The organism is Caulobacter sp. DMC95 (genome assembly GCF_056313785.1).
In genome coordinates, this window is sequence record NZ_JBQUZP010000003.1 from 212,717 (window position 1) to 226,763 (window position 14,047).

A 14,047-nucleotide genomic window follows, 5' to 3' on the forward strand; every position below is an offset into this window, starting at 1 on the left:
CCGCCCCCGGCGCCGTTCGCGCAGAATAGGCGCCGCTCACGCGGTTGGCGTAGCGCGGCGCCGCGGCGCTTGCAATCTCGGCTCTAAACCGGAGCCCGACCGTGCCGAAAACCCTGACTCGTCCCGCCTGGCTGCTGATGATGATCCTCAGCCTTGTGGTCGCCCTGACGGCCTATCGCTACCTGCCCAGGATAGGGCCTATGGCGGACAATGTGATGGCCAATCGCTTCGTCGATCCGTTCCTTGCGCTGCATGTGGCGGGCGCGGCCACCGCCCTGCTGATTGCACCGTTCCAGATGCTGCAGGGCCTTCGCGCGCGCTGGCTAGGCCTGCATCGGCTGCTGGGGCGGATCTATGTCCTGGGCTGCCTGTCAGGCGGTGTGGGCGGAGTCGCGCTGGCGCTGGGATCCACGGCCGGCCCCGTCGCCACGACCGGCTTTGGCCTGCTGGGCGCAGCCTGGATCGTCACGACGACTCTCGCCTGGCGCCGCGCCGTCCAGGGGCGGATCGCCGAGCACCGGGCCTGGATGATCCGTTCGTTCGCTCTCACCCTGGCGGCGGTGACCCTGCGGCTCTACCTGCCGATGGCGGCGATGGGACCGTTGCCCTTTGTCGAGGCCTACCGCGCCATCGCCTTCCTGTGCTGGGTTCCCAACCTGCTGCTGGCGGAGGCGTGGCTGTTCGCCGCGCCCGGTCCCTCGCCGTCCGCCAGTCTCAGCCCCAGCCCGGCGGCAGGCCGTTGAGGGCGACCAGCCTGGTCGCCCGCTAGGTCAGCGCCTTGCGGGCCGCTTCCCAGTACTGTGCGCCGGTGACCAGGGTGACCGCCGTGGCTAGCCACAACAGGCTATGGGCCACGAGCGTGAACCCGCCGACCAAGGAAGGTTCCGGCGGCAGACCGAAGGCGCTCCACGAGGCCAGGATCATCTCCGCGCCGATCGCCACCAGCTGCAGGGTCGTCTTCCACTTGGCCAGCAGGGTCACGGGCAGCTTGACGCCCTTGCCCGCCCCGACTTCGCGCAGGGCGCTGACAGTGAATTCGCGGAACAGGATCAGGCCGGCCGGCAGCACGACCATGGCGTTGGGGCCCAGGGCCATCAGGCCCAGCAGCGCGCCGCACACCAGGATCTTGTCGCCGATCGGATCAAGGATCGCGCCCCAGACGCTGACCGCGTCCAGCTTGCGGGCCAGCCAGCCGTCGAAGAAGTCGGTCACCGCCGCCACCACGAAGGCGTAGAAGGCCCAGCGCTCGAGGCGGAACTGCGTCTCGGCCGTCAGCTGCTCGCTGACATAGGGCACCGCCCCGGCCGCCGCCGCCAGGGCGATGAACATGAACAGCGCCATCACGAGGCGCGAGCTGGTCAGGATGTTGGGCAACGCTTTCATGCGGGTTTCATAACGCACAAACCGGGGAAAGGGATACCGGGGCGCTGGGCTCCGCCTTGGAGTTAACCGAGACGAGGGATTTTTCGGACGCCGGACGCGACTCGCTCGGATATACAAACCTGGAGAGCGACACGGCGCTCTTGTCGAAGCGGGCGCACCCCGGCATGCTAGGGCTCGGAACGGCGGGATACAGTCTGCGACGACGCGCCAGCTCGGTGCGCGGGCGCCTGGTGCTTCTGACCGTCAGCCTGCTGGTCCCGGCCCTCCTGGCGATGGGCTTCCTGCTGGCCAGCGCCGATCGCGAATCGCGCGGACGCCTCTATCAGCAGCTCGTCACCACCGGCCGGGCGCTGAACGGCGCCGTCGACCGTCAGGCCGCGACCGGCGTCTCCGTGGCCGAGACCCTCGCCACCGACCAAGCGCTGATCGATGGCGACTGGGCAGCCTTCCACGCCCGCGCGCGCCGCGCCATGGAGCGACGCTCCGGCTGGATCGTCGTGGCCGACGCCAGCGGCCAGCAGGTCATCAACACGCTCGTTCCCTACGGCAGGCCCCTGCCGCGCATCCAGCGCACGCCCGCCGAGACCCAAGCCTTCTCGGCCGGCCGCAACAAGGTTTCGGACCTCCTGGAAGGCCCGGTGGCCGGCAAGCCGGTGATCACCGTCGGCACGCCGATCACCGTGCGCGGCCAGTTCTATGTGCTGTCCTACGTCGTGGAGTCCGCCTCGTTCGCCTCGGTGTTCCGCCAGCAGCGGGTGCCCGACAGCTGGGTGGCGACCCTGCTCGACAACAAGCAGCGCGTCATCGCCCGCTCGCGGCTCAACGAGAAATTCACCGGCGCCCAGGCGTCGGCGGACATGACCGAGAACCTGCGCCGCTCCACCGAGGGGGTGAACAAGAGCGTCTCCCTGGAGGGCGTGCCGACCATGGTCGCCTACACACGCTCGCCCCAGACGGGCTGGACCTTGGTGGTGGCCATTCCTCGCAAGGAGCTGGCCAGCACGGTCAACCGCTCGGTGGCGGTCGGAACCGGGATCTTCCTGCTCCTGCTGGGGCTGGGGCTGTGGCTGGCCCTGGTCTATTCGCAGCGCATCAACCGCGACATGCGCCGGCTGGTGCAGGACGCCTCGGCGATCGGGCGCGGCGAGACGCTGCGGCCCGCCCCCAGCGACAGCCTGGAAGAAATCGCCGCTGTCCACGCCGCCCTGCTGACCGCCTCGGAAGAGCTGAAGGCCCGCGAAGAACGCCAGGGCGTGATGATCAACGAGCTGAACCACCGGGTGAAGAACACACTGGCCACGGTGCAAGCCCTGGCCCGACAGACCTTCGCCAAGGCTGACAAGCGCTCTCTGGCCGTCTTCACCGACCGCCTGATCGCCCTGTCCGGCGCCCACGATCTGTTGACCCGCACCGGCTGGCGCGAGGCCGACATGGCGGCCCTGGTGGCGGCGAGCCTCGGCGCGCACGTCGACCGGGTGGAGCGCACGGGCCCCACCGTTGCGCTCGCCCCGCACACGGCGGTGGGGCTGTCGATGGTGTTCCACGAACTGGCCACCAACAGCGCCAAGTACGGCGCGCTTTCGGTTCCCGGCGGCCGGGTGGTCCTCACCTGGCGGCTCGATCCGGTGACTGACGTGCTGTCCTTCATCTGGCGCGACATCGACGGTCCCACGGTCACGCCGCCCACCGCGCCCGGATTTGGCACGCGCCTGATCGAAAGCTCCATCCGGCGCGAACAGAAGGGCCAGGCGCGCTTCGACTTCCAGGCCGATGGTCTGGTGTTCGAAGCCTCGCTGCCGCTGCCCGAGGCGGTGCGCTGGAGTAATCCGGTCTGATGGTCATGGCCTCGGCCGACACGGCCGCCCTGCTGGCCGCGTTTCTTCAGGACGAGCGCCTGCCGCCCACGTTCGCCGCCCTGGCGGAGCGTCTGCATCTTCCCCTTGCGGCGCGTATCGCCGACTGGGCGCAAGCCCCCCGAGACCGGCCGCTGGCGGTCGGCGTCTGCGGTCCGCAAGGCTCGGGCAAGTCGACCCTGGCCCTGCTCCTGACGCGGTTGCTCAAGGCGCGGGGATTACGGACCGCCAACCTGTCGCTCGACGATCTCTACCTGCCGCGCGCCGCCCGAGAGCGCCTGGCCCACGACGTCCACCCGCTGCTGAGAACGCGCGGGGTGCCGGGCACGCACGATCCGGCGCTGGGCCTGACGGTGCTGGACGCCTTGGCGAGGCCGGGTCGCAGGCCGCTGCCCCGCTTCGACAAGGCCGTCGACGACCGCGCGCCAGAGGTCAGCTGGCCGATCTTTCAGGGCCCCGCCGACGTCGTGCTGCTGGAAGGCTGGTGCGTGGGCGCACGGCCGCAGCCGCCCGAGGCCCTCGCCGCCCCCGTCAACGCCTTGGAAGCCGGCGAAGACCCCGACAGCGCTTGGCGCGGCTACGCCAACGAGGCGCTCGCCGGCCCCTATCGCCCCCTCTTCAACCGCATTGATCGCCTGGTGTTGTTGACCGCGCCGGACTTCGCCACCGTCCGCGCCTGGCGGGGCGAGCAGGAGGTCAAGCTGCGGGCCCGCCTGGCCGCCGAGGGCCGCGACGCGGCGCAGACGATGGACGACACCGCGCTCGACCGCTTCCTGGCGCACTATCAGCGCCTGACCGAATGGATCGCCCAGGATCTGCCCGCGATCGCCGATGTCGACGTCAGCCTGGACGCGCACCGCTGGCCCGTGGAGACGCGCGGCCTATAGTGGCCTGGCCATGACCGCCTCTTCCAACGCCGACATCGCCGCGCTCGCCGAGCGCTTGCTGGACCACAGCCTCCCCAAGGCCGAGTGGACCCACGCCGCCCACCTGACCGCCACCCTGCGACTGGTCCGCACGCGCGATGCGGGCCTGGAGCGCGACCTGCCGAACATCATCCGCATCTACAATGTCGCGGTCGGCGGGGTGAACGATGACAAGAGCGGCTATCACGAGACCATCACCCAGGCCTATCTGGCCGCCATCCGCGCGTTCGAGACCGCCCTTCCGCCCGGCCTGGACGACGCCGAAGCGGCGCGCCAGCTGCTGGCAACGCCCCTGGGCGACAAGAACTGGCCCCTGACCCACTGGTCGCGCGAGCGCCTGTTCACGCCCGAAGCGCGCCTCGGCTGGGTCGACCCCGACCTCAAGCCGCTCGACCATCCTCCAGCCCGCTGAACGCCGGTTTCCAGGGGATTTGCAATCGCGGCCACGGACCGCTATATGTGACGCATCAGTTATGCTCAATTTCAGCATAACCCCGGCGCCGGACCCTGATCGGAACGTTCGTGAGGGACCCGGCGTTTTTTGAGGCCCTGGTAATGCTCACTTTGAGCATAACGGAGGATCAGATGGCTGACGGGTTCGCCGCCCCCAACGCGTTCAAGGGGGAGTTCACCGCCGAGATCGAGGCGCAGACCGCGCCGATCTGGGAGAAGGTCAAGCACCACGTCACCCCGATGGAGTGGCGCACGCAGGCGCCGCTGATCGTCGAGATCAACCGCCTCAAGCGCGAGAAGAACGCTGCGATCCTGGCCCACAACTACATGACGCCGGACATCTTCCACGGCGTGGGCGACTTCGTGGGCGACAGCCTGGCGCTGGCCAAGGAGGCCGCCAAGAGCGACGCCCAGATCATCGTCCAGGCGGGCGTCCACTTCATGGCCGAGACCAGCAAGGTCCTGAGCCCCGAGAAGAAGATCCTGATCCCCGACCTGAAGGCCGGCTGCAGCCTCGCCTCCTCGATCACCGGCGCGGACGTGCGGCTGATCAAGCAGCGCTATCCGGGCGTGCCGGTGGTCACCTATGTCAACACCACGGCCGACGTGAAGGCCGAGACCGACATCTGCTGCACCAGCGCCAACGCCGTGCAGGTGGTCGAGTGGGCCGCCAGGGAATGGGGGACCGACAAGGTCATCCTGATCCCCGACGAGTTCCTGGCCCGCAACGTCGCGCGCCAGACGGACGTCAAGATCATCGCCTGGGCCGGTCACTGCGAGGTGCACAAGCGCTTCACCGCCCAGGACATCGCCGACATGCGCGCGGCCTGGCCCGGCGCCGAGGTGCTGGCCCACCCCGAATGCCCGGCCGAGATCCTGGAGGCCGCCGACTTCGCGGGCTCCACAGCGGCGATGAACGACTATGTGGCGGCGAAAAAGCCGGCCCAGGTGGTGCTGATCACCGAGTGCTCGATGGCCAGCAACGTCCAGGCCGAAAGCCCGGCCACCCAGTTCATCGGCCCCTGCAACATGTGCCCGCACATGAAGCGCATCACGCTGCAGAACATCTACGACGCCCTCGTGCACGAGCAGTACGAGGTGACGGTCGACGCCGAGGTCCTAGACCGCGCGCGCCTCGCCGTCCAACGGATGATCGACCTGCCGCCGCCGGCCGTTCCGGCCCGGTACGACCTGGTGAAGGCGCGGCATCACGTGGATGTGGAACTGATCTAGCCCTTGGAACTGTCATCCCGGCCAAGCGCGAAGCGCGCCGAGCCTGGACCGCGGCAAACGCCCGCGTTCCGACGATCCCGGGTCTTCGCCCGGGAAGACAATCGGAGAGCGGAGTGGAGCGTAAAATGATCGAGCGCATCACCTTCGACGGCCCCGTCATCCTCGGCGCAGGCCTGGCCGGTCTCACCGCCGCGCTAGCCGCCAAGACCGCCCTCGTCCTGTCGCCCACCCCGCTGGCGACCGGCTGCTCCAGCGCCTGGGCGCAGGGCGGCATGGCGGCGGCGCTGTCGGACGAGGACAGCCCGGCGCTTCACGCGGCCGACACCCTCGCCGCCGGCGCGGGCCTGTGCGATCCGCAGGCCGTCGACCTCCTGACCCGCGAAGGCCCGCAGGCTGTGCGCGACCTCGTTGCGCTTGGCGCGCCGTTCGATCGCAAGGCGGATGACAGCTTCGTGCTGAGCCTCGAGGCCGCCCACTCGGCCGCCCGTGTCGCGCGGGTCGGCGGCGATGGCGCCGGCGCGGCGATCATGGCCGCTGTCGTGGCGGCGGTCCGCGCGACGCCGGGCGTCGAGGTCCGCGAAAACGCTCGCGCCCGGCGGCTGCTGCAAGACGACACCGGCCGCGTGGTCGGGGTGCTGGCGCAGATCGACGGCGTTCTCATCGAGATTCGCTCCAACGCCGTGATCCTGGCGACCGGCGGCGTTGGCGGGCTCTATGCTGTCACCACCACGCCCGCCGAAGTGCGCGGCGAAGGCCTGGGCCTGGCCGCCTTGGCCGGCGCGACGATCGCTGATCCCGAGTTCGTGCAGTTCCACCCCACCGCCATCGACATCGGCCGCGACCCCGCCCCCCTGGCCACCGAGGCCCTGCGCGGCGAGGGCGCGATCCTGCGCAACACCAATGGCCGCGCCTTCATGGCCGACTACCACCCGGCCAAGGAACTGGCGCCGCGCGACGTCGTCGCCCGCGCCATCCACGCCGAGCGCGCGGCCGGTCGCGGCGCGTTCCTCGACGCGACGCAAGCCGTGGGCGAGCATTTCCCGCACGAGTTCCCCGCCGTGTTCGAGGCCTGCATGAGCGCCGGGATCGATCCGCGCCGGCAGATGATCCCGGTCACGCCCGCCGTGCATTACCACATGGGCGGGGTGGCCACCGATCTCGAGGGGCGGACCAGCCTGCCGGGCCTCTACGCCGCCGGCGAGTGCGCCTCGACCGGCGTCCAGGGCGCCAACCGCCTGGCCTCCAACAGCCTGCTGGAAGCGGCCGTGTTCGGGGCCCGCGCGGGACGCGCGGCGGCGGCCGACGGCATGAGCAGCGGCGAGCCGGTCAGCCTGGCGCCGTTCCCCGACCTGCCCGACGCCGCCCTTCAGGGCCTGCGCCAGGCGATGAGCCGCGACGCGGGCGTGATCCGCGATGCGTGGGGCCTGACCCGCCTGCTGGCCCAGATCGAGGCGCTGGAGGCCGCCCACGGCGCCTGCCCGACCCTGGTGGCCGCCCGCCTGATCGTCGACGCCGCCCTGGCGCGTCAGGAGAGCCGGGGCGGTCACTACCGCTCAGACTTCCCCGCGACCAGCGAGGCGGTCCGAACCTTCGTGACCCTGTCCAGCGCCGACGCGCCGCTGCGCTACGCCGCCGAGTAGGCCCATGAGCATCACGCTTCTTTCTCCCCTGGATGATCTCCTCGTCCGTCCGATCGTCGATCTCGCGCTTACCGAGGATCTGGGCCGCGCGGGCGATATCACCGGCCAGGCCTGCATCGATCCGGACGCCCGGCTGTCGGTGGCGTGGGTCTGCCGGCAGGACGGCCGGGTCTCGGGCCTGTCGTGCGCGCGGCTGGCGCTGGCGGCGATGGACCCGACCGCACGCTTCGAGGTCACCACGCCCGACGGCGCCGACGTGACGCCGGGCGCGGTGCTGGCGCGCGCCGAGGGGAACGCGCGCGCGGTGCTGATCGCCGAGCGCACAGGCCTCAACCTTTTGGGCCGGATGTCGGGGATCGCCACCCTGACGCGGGCCTATGTCCGCCTGATCGAGGGCACGGGCGCCACCATCGTCGACACCCGCAAGACCACGCCCGGCCTGAGGGCCCTGGAAAAGTACGCCGTGCGCTGCGGCGGCGGGGTCAACCACCGCTTTGGCCTGGATGACGCGATCCTGATCAAGGACAACCATGTCGCGGCCTGCGGCGGGGTCGGCGAGGCCGTGCGCCGCGCCCGCGCCCATGCCGGCCACCTCGTCAAGGTCGAGGTCGAGGTCGACGGCCTGGACCAGTTGGAGGAGGCCCTCAAACATGGCCCGGACGTGGTGATGCTGGACAATTTCAGCCTGGCCGACCTGCGCGCCGCCGTGGCCCTGGCCAAAGGCCGAGCGGTGCTGGAGGCCTCGGGCGGGGTGAACCTGACCACCGTGCGCGCGATCGCCGAAACCGGCGTCGACGTAATCAGCGTCGGGGCGTTGACGCACTCGGCGCCGGTGCTGGATATCGGGCTGGACGCGCTCTGAGGCGCGACGACAGTTGCTCCCCCGCGATGCGGGGGAGCTGTCACGGCGTGACTGAGGGGGCGAGCTGGACGAACCTCACGCTCGCCCCCTCCGGCCCTCTGGGCCACCTCCCCCGCAGCGCGGGGGAGGAACATCTTATCTAAAACAACCGCATCAGCTCACGGATGACCATCGCCGCCAGCACGCCGGTCGACAGCACGAAGACCAGGAAGCGCAGGGCCACCAGGTTCACCGTCGTCTGCACCAGGCTGTGCAGCACGCGCAGGCCGACATAGACCCAGGCGAAGTGCACGGCCATGCCGTCGGCGTGGCCCGCGACCTCGATGGCCAGCGCCGCCGCGTAGAAGATGGTCGGCTGCTCCATCAGGTGATTGTAGTTGTCGGCCGCCTGCCGGGCGCCGTCGGGCAGCTTGTCCAGAGAGCCCGGGAACCGCGCGTCCTGCGGCTTGATGCCGGCCTTCTGCATCGCCGGGATCCGCTGGACGTACATCCACAGCCAGATCACCAGCGACCACGCCACCAGCGCCATTACCGGCGCGACCATTGAAGTTTGCAAGACGCCCTCCCAGGCTTTGTTCTTTCCTGGGAGGGATCAGACCAGACAACCGCGTTCGCTAAAAGCGTGACGCTTAGGGAAGGCCGCCGACTAACGCCCGACTGGCGGCGGCGCGGGGTACTCGATCTCGCCCTGGTAACCCAGGGCCCGGGCCCGATCGGTCATGGTCTTGAGCAACTCGGGCGAGGCCGGCGCGCGCGTATAGAGGAACACCTTGCGGCGGTCAGGGCTGGCCGAGATGAACCAGGCGCCGGCCGGGTCCTGGTCCAGCACCTCGTAGCGCCAGGTGACGAACGGCAGGTAGGAGACCTTCAGGCGACGGTTGACGCCCGGATCTTCGATGACGCCGTCGCCCTTGATCGCGCGGCGCTTGCCGTCGACGCCGCCCTGGCGGCAGTCGTCCTCGACCGCGACGCGGCGGTCATCAACGCGCTTGTAGACCGTGGTCGCGGCCACGCAGCCCTTGGTGATGCGCATCGGCGTGCGGCCCACCTCCATCCAGACGCCAGAATAGTGGCGGGCCGGATCGATCAGCGGCGTCGGCGGTTGCACTGCAGCAGCCTGGGCCAGGGCGAAGAGCGCAATCGTGGTGTTCAGCATGGGGTCACCTCCTGAAGCACATACGCGCCGATCCCTTTTCCGGACGGGTCTTGATCTACATCAAGCGCCCTCAAACTATAGATGGAACCTATTCCATCCAGAAGTTTTATCAATTTGATCGATTGTGCGGCGCATTATAGACAGCCGCCATCCCTTCCAACCGGAGCGCCTCATGTCGCTGATCAACACCGAGATCAAACCCTTCACCGCCCAGGCCTACAAGGACGGCAAGTTCGTCACGGTCACTGAAGCCGACGTGAAGGGCAAGTGGTCGGTCTTCTTCTTCTACCCCGCCGACTTCACCTTCGTGTGCCCGACCGAGCTGGAAGACCTGGCCGATAACTACGACGTGTTCACGCGTCTGGGCGTCGAGATCTACGCGGTGTCGACCGACACCCACTTCTCGCACAAGGCCTGGCACGACAGCTCGCCGGCGATCGGCAAGATCAAGTACACGATGATCGGCGACCCGTCGGGCCAAGTGACCAACAACTTCGAGATCATGCGTCCGGGCGTCGGCCTGGCCGACCGCGGCACCTTCCTGGTCGACCCGCAAGGCGTGATCCAGTTCATGGAAGTCACCGCCGAAGGCATCGGCCGCAACGCCATCGAGCTGCTGCGCAAGATCAAGGCCGCGCAGTACGTGGCCAGCCACCCGGGCGAAGTCTGCCCGGCCAAGTGGGAAGAAGGTGAAAAGACCCTCGCCCCGTCGCTGGACCTGGTCGGCAAGATCTAAGTCTTTCGACACTGGCCGCCGTCCCGCCTCCAGCCCGAGGCGGGACGGCGCGCCCTCTACGACCTGAGCTACCCGATCGTTCGCCGCGCTCGATCCGCCTCCCCGACAATCGAACGCCCCCTTCAACTCCCCTCGCCTTTTTGGGAGCCCGCCATGCTGGACGCCGGTCTGAAAGCCCAACTGACCACCTATCTGCAGAACCTGCGCCAGCCGATCACGCTGGTCGCCTCGCTGGACGACTCCAAGGGCTCGGTCGAGATGCGCGCCCTGCTGGACGACGTCGCCTCGACCTCCGACAAGGTCAGCGTTCGCTTCGACGGCGATGACGCCCGCAAGCCCTCGTTCGCCATCGAACGCGCCGCGAACGACGCCGAAGTGCGCTTCGCCGGCCTGCCGCTGGGCCACGAGTTCACCTCGCTGGTGCTGGCCCTTCTGCACGTGGGCGGCCACCCGCCGCGCCTCGACGCCGAGGTGGTCGAGCGCATCAAGGCGCTGGACGGCGATTACAGCTTCGAGACCTACTTCTCGCAGTCGTGCCAGAACTGCCCCGACGTGGTGCAGGCCCTGAACACCATGAGCGCCCTGAACCCGCGCATCCGCCACGTCGCCATCGACGGCGCTCTGTTCAAGGCCGAGGTCGAGGAACGCCAGGTGATGGCCGTGCCGACCATCCTGCTGAACGGCCAGCCGTTCGGTCAGGGCCGCATGGAGGTCGAACAGATCCTGGCCAAGCTGGACACCGGCGCGGCCGACCGCATGGCCGAGAAGATCAAGGCCAAGGACGCCTTCGAGGTTCTGGTGGTCGGCGGCGGTCCGGCCGGCGCGGCCGCGGCGATCTACGCCGCCCGCAAGGGCATCCGCACCGGCGTGGCGGCCGAACGCTTCGGCGGCCAGGTGCTGGACACCATGGACATCGAGAACTTCATCTCGGTGCCGCACACCGAAGGCCCCAAGCTGGCCACCGCGCTGGAGCAGCACGTCAAGGACTACGAAGTCGACGTGATGAACCTGCAGAAGGCCGTGGGCCTGGTCCCGGCCAAGACGCCCGGCGGCCTGCATGAGGTGAAGCTCGAGAACGGCGCCAGCCTGAAGGCGCGCACGCTGATCCTCTCGACCGGCGCCCGCTGGCGGAACGTCAATGTGCCCGGCGAGGCCGAGTACAAGAACAAGGGCGTGGCCTATTGCCCGCACTGCGATGGCCCGCTGTTCAAGGGCAAGCGCGTGGCGGTGATCGGCGGCGGCAACAGCGGCGTCGAGGCGGCCATCGACCTGGCGGGCATCGTCGCCCACGTGACGCTGATCGAGTTCGACAGCCAGCTGCGCGCCGACGCGGTGCTGCAGCGGAAGCTGGCCAGCCTGCCGAACGTCAAGATCGTCACCTCGGCCATGACCACCGAGATCCACGGCGACGGGTCCAAGGTGAACGGCCTGACCTACAAGGACCGTAACAGCGACGCCGTCCACCGCGTCGACCTGGAAGGCGTGTTCGTGCAGATCGGCCTGGTGCCCAACACCGAGTGGCTCAAGGACTCCGGCGTGGCTTTGTCCGCGCGCGGCGAGATCGAGGTCGACTATCGCGGCGAAACCTCGATCCCCGGCGTCTTCGCCGCCGGCGACGCGACGACGACGCCCTACAAGCAGATCATCATCGCCATGGGCGAAGGGGCCAAGGCCTCGCTCAGCGCCTTCGACTACCTGATCCGCCTGCCGGCGGCGACGGCGGCCGAAGCGGCGTAACGCCTCTCGCGATCAAACTGCAGAGGGCCGTCCGGTGATGCGCCGGGCGGCCCTTTTGCTTTCGCAGAACACTGTTTAGCTTTCCGCCGGGGCAGTTCGGGGGAGCGCGATGGCCAAGGGCGGCGCGGGAAAGACGCAGCACAACGACGAGGTTCCAGGTACGACCGACGCGGTCGAGATCGCCATGGACGAAGAGCGCCACGACCCGGCTCCGGACAGTCCGGCCCGCACCCTGCTGCTGCGCCAGAGCCGACTGCTGGAGCTGCAGATCCGCAGGGAACGCCTGCTGGTCTGGACCCAGGGCCTCTTGATGCTGGTCGGCGTCGTCGCCGTGCTCGGCGCCGGGGTGGCGCTGTGGAGCGCGAGCCAGGACCGCAGCATCATTGTCCGCCCGTTCAGCGTGCCCGAAGCCTACGCCGCGCGCGGCCTGACCGGCGAGGCGGCGGCGCTTCGGCTGGTTACAGAGATGGCGGCCATCCGCGAGGTGACCAACCGCGGGTCTTTCGTGGCCACCTCAAGCATTCGCGACGGTGGCGACGTCGTCAGTATAGAGATCCCCCAGACAGGTCTGTCCGTCGAAGAGCTGAGCCGCCTGCTTCGGCGCTGGTTGGGCCGTCAGACCGAAGTCACGGGCCAGATTGTCGATGGCGGAAACGGCGAGGTCACCTTGGTGCTGCGGTCCTCGCGCCATGGCGTGTCGTCCGTGACAGGCCCCACCGGTCAGATCGACGCCCTGTTCGTGAAACTGGCCGAGGCGGCCTTCTCAAAGGCCGACCACACCAACTGGGTGCAATATCTCAAGGGCTCGGGACGCTACGAAGAGGCGGTCGCCAGCGTCAGAAGCGTGATCGCGCGACCTGAGACCAGCGACATGCCGCTGGCCAACAATTACGACCTTTGGGCCAACGCCGTCGCGGAGCCGAACGAGACGATACGCCTCGCACGACGTGCGCTCGCGCTGGATCCGAACATCATGACGGCGCGGCTCAACCTCCTCCGCGCCCATCTGCGGCTGGGTCATGACGAGGCTAGTCTGGCGGACGCGCGCCGGCTGCTCGCGCTTCGCGATCGTGACCAGAACGCGCGGTTTCGGGGCGCCACCAGCCTGATGCGCCTGGAAGCCCAGCTGACGATTCAGCGTCTGACCGGCGGCTACGAAACGGCCGCGTTTCGGGCCCCTAACCTTCCGATCGCCTTTCGAACGTTGCTCGCCGCGTTGGTCAGCGCCCGCGCTCATGACACGGCCCTGGCCCGCCAGTTTATCCAGGATGGTCTTGACCAAACCACACTTGAACCACGCGACATCTCACGTCTCCAGGCCGAGATCGCCCTGGCGCGGGGCGACGGCGCAGCGGCGCTGATTTCAGTCGCGGCCATGGAATCCGCCCTGGACCGTCGCAGCCGCGCGCCGATCCGCGCCGGAGGTCCTCTCCGCCAGGAGATCGACGCCTATCGCGCGCTCGACGCGGCCATTCGCAACAGCGAGGGCCTGCCTTTGAAAGCCCGCGCCCTGATCGCCGCAGGCCGCCCCGCCGAGGCCCGCGACGTCCTAGCGCCCACGCCGCTGGACGCCTACCAGGCCGTCATCGCTCGAGGCGAGGCGGCTTCGGCGTTGAAGGAGTGGGCCGACGCCGACCGCTGGTTCGCCCGCGCCAAGACTCTGGCCCCCAGCCTGGCCTGGGCGCATCTGGCCGAGGGCCGGTCGCGGCTGGCGCGCGGGAATCTCGCCGGCGCCGAGGCGGCGCTGAAGGTGGCGCAGGAGCGCGCGCCGCGCCTCGCCGAGGTACGCTACGAACAGGGCCTTCTCGCCCTGCGTCGGGGCGACACCACCGCCGCCGTCCGCGCCTTCAAGGCCGCCGCCGAGCGCGCGCCGCAGTGGGGACGGCTGCATCTGGCCTGGGGCGAGGCCGAGGCGGCTCGCGGCCGGATCGACGCGGCGCGGGCGCTCTGGATCAAGGCCTTGACCATGGACCTCTCGCCCGCAGACCGCGCGCAGGTCGACGCGAGACTAGCGGCGACGCGCTAGCCACGCGGCCCTTTTGCTTTCGCAGAACACTGTTTAGCTTCC

General features: G+C 69.2%; 13 protein-coding genes. 10 read left to right on the plus strand and 3 right to left on the minus strand.

From position 1 onward, the window contains the following. Positions 1 to 101: 101 nt before the first annotated feature. Positions 102 to 743: a DUF2306 domain-containing protein gene (locus ACT53N_RS09065; RefSeq protein ID WP_476063596.1), complete on the plus strand. Its 642-nt coding sequence runs from the start codon at positions 102 to 104 to the stop codon at positions 741 to 743. Positions 744 to 765: 22 nt separating this feature from the next. Here ACT53N_RS09065 and pgsA read toward each other — a convergent pair whose 3' ends face one another. Next, complete coding sequence (gene pgsA / locus ACT53N_RS09070; RefSeq protein ID WP_476063597.1) at positions 766 to 1,383, minus strand: CDP-diacylglycerol--glycerol-3-phosphate 3-phosphatidyltransferase; 618 nt, start codon at positions 1,381 to 1,383, stop codon at positions 766 to 768. A 164-nt stretch (positions 1,384 to 1,547) separates the two neighbouring features. Here pgsA and ACT53N_RS09075 point away from each other — a divergent pair, with 164 nt between their 5' ends. From ACT53N_RS09075 to nadC, 6 genes are all read left to right on the plus strand, one after another. Further along, positions 1,548 to 3,218, plus strand: a complete 1,671-nt coding sequence (locus tag ACT53N_RS09075; RefSeq protein WP_476063871.1) for a sensor histidine kinase — start codon at positions 1,548 to 1,550, stop codon at positions 3,216 to 3,218. Next, entirely contained in the window at positions 3,218 to 4,123 is a 906-nt protein-coding gene (locus tag ACT53N_RS09080; protein ID WP_476063598.1) for a kinase, read from the plus strand. The genes ACT53N_RS09075 and ACT53N_RS09080 overlap by 1 nt, the downstream gene beginning before the upstream one ends. Before the next feature lie 10 nt (positions 4,124 to 4,133). Continuing rightward, complete coding sequence (locus tag ACT53N_RS09085; protein WP_476063599.1) at positions 4,134 to 4,574, plus strand: hypothetical protein; 441 nt, start codon at positions 4,134 to 4,136, stop codon at positions 4,572 to 4,574. Positions 4,575 to 4,747: 173 nt separating this feature from the next. Continuing rightward, complete coding sequence (gene nadA / locus ACT53N_RS09090) at positions 4,748 to 5,848, plus strand: quinolinate synthase NadA (protein ID WP_476063600.1); 1,101 nt, start codon at positions 4,748 to 4,750, stop codon at positions 5,846 to 5,848. A 125-nt stretch (positions 5,849 to 5,973) separates the two neighbouring features. After that, entirely contained in the window at positions 5,974 to 7,488 is a 1,515-nt protein-coding gene (locus ACT53N_RS09095; protein WP_476063601.1) for an L-aspartate oxidase, read from the plus strand. A 4-nt stretch (positions 7,489 to 7,492) separates the two neighbouring features. Beyond that, complete coding sequence (gene nadC / locus ACT53N_RS09100; RefSeq protein WP_476063602.1) at positions 7,493 to 8,350, plus strand: carboxylating nicotinate-nucleotide diphosphorylase; 858 nt, start codon at positions 7,493 to 7,495, stop codon at positions 8,348 to 8,350. Between the two features lie 139 nt (positions 8,351 to 8,489). On the opposite strand, the gene ACT53N_RS09105 is transcribed toward nadC, so the two are convergent. Both ACT53N_RS09105 and ACT53N_RS09110 read right to left on the minus strand, forming a co-directional pair. After that, complete coding sequence (locus tag ACT53N_RS09105) at positions 8,490 to 8,906, minus strand: MAPEG family protein (protein WP_476063603.1); 417 nt, start codon at positions 8,904 to 8,906, stop codon at positions 8,490 to 8,492. A 90-nt stretch (positions 8,907 to 8,996) separates the two neighbouring features. Continuing rightward, positions 8,997 to 9,506 (minus strand): lipocalin family protein, encoded by a 510-nt coding sequence (locus tag ACT53N_RS09110; protein WP_476063604.1) that lies wholly within the window; start codon positions 9,504 to 9,506, stop codon positions 8,997 to 8,999. 172 nt (positions 9,507 to 9,678) lie between these two features. On the opposite strand from ACT53N_RS09110, the gene ahpC reads away from it, so the two are divergent. From ahpC to ACT53N_RS09125, 3 genes are all read left to right on the plus strand, one after another. Beyond that, entirely contained in the window at positions 9,679 to 10,242 is a 564-nt protein-coding gene (gene ahpC / locus ACT53N_RS09115; RefSeq protein WP_062095751.1) for an alkyl hydroperoxide reductase subunit C, read from the plus strand. A gap of 153 nt (positions 10,243 to 10,395) precedes the next feature. Next, the gene (gene ahpF / locus ACT53N_RS09120) at positions 10,396 to 11,979 is read left to right on the plus strand and encodes an alkyl hydroperoxide reductase subunit F (RefSeq protein ID WP_476063605.1); all 1,584 of its coding nucleotides are present in this window, start codon (positions 10,396 to 10,398) and stop codon (positions 11,977 to 11,979) included. Between the two features lie 109 nt (positions 11,980 to 12,088). Then, on the plus strand, positions 12,089 to 14,005 hold the full coding sequence (locus ACT53N_RS09125; protein WP_476063606.1) for a hypothetical protein: 1,917 nt from the start codon (positions 12,089 to 12,091) through the stop codon (positions 14,003 to 14,005). The last annotated feature ends 42 nt before the right edge of the window (positions 14,006 to 14,047 follow it).

Coding starts and splice junctions, on each gene's coding strand:
- ACT53N_RS09080 (WP_476063598.1), top strand. CDS start 3,218: ATGGTCATGGCCTCGGCCGACACGGCCGCCCTGCTGGCCGCGTTTCTT.
- ACT53N_RS09085 (WP_476063599.1), top strand. CDS start 4,134: ATGACCGCCTCTTCCAACGCCGACATCGCCGCGCTCGCCGAGCGCTTG.
- nadA (WP_476063600.1), top strand. CDS start 4,748: ATGGCTGACGGGTTCGCCGCCCCCAACGCGTTCAAGGGGGAGTTCACC.
- ahpF (WP_476063605.1), top strand. CDS start 10,396: ATGCTGGACGCCGGTCTGAAAGCCCAACTGACCACCTATCTGCAGAAC.
- ACT53N_RS09125 (WP_476063606.1), top strand. CDS start 12,089: ATGGCCAAGGGCGGCGCGGGAAAGACGCAGCACAACGACGAGGTTCCA.
- nadC (WP_476063602.1), top strand. CDS start 7,493: ATGAGCATCACGCTTCTTTCTCCCCTGGATGATCTCCTCGTCCGTCCG.
- ACT53N_RS09110 (WP_476063604.1), bottom strand. CDS start 9,506: ATGCTGAACACCACGATTGCGCTCTTCGCCCTGGCCCAGGCTGCTGCA.
- ahpC (WP_062095751.1), top strand. CDS start 9,679: ATGTCGCTGATCAACACCGAGATCAAACCCTTCACCGCCCAGGCCTAC.
- pgsA (WP_476063597.1), bottom strand. CDS start 1,383: ATGAAAGCGTTGCCCAACATCCTGACCAGCTCGCGCCTCGTGATGGCG.
- ACT53N_RS09075 (WP_476063871.1), top strand. CDS start 1,548: ATGCTAGGGCTCGGAACGGCGGGATACAGTCTGCGACGACGCGCCAGC.
- ACT53N_RS09095 (WP_476063601.1), top strand. CDS start 5,974: ATGATCGAGCGCATCACCTTCGACGGCCCCGTCATCCTCGGCGCAGGC.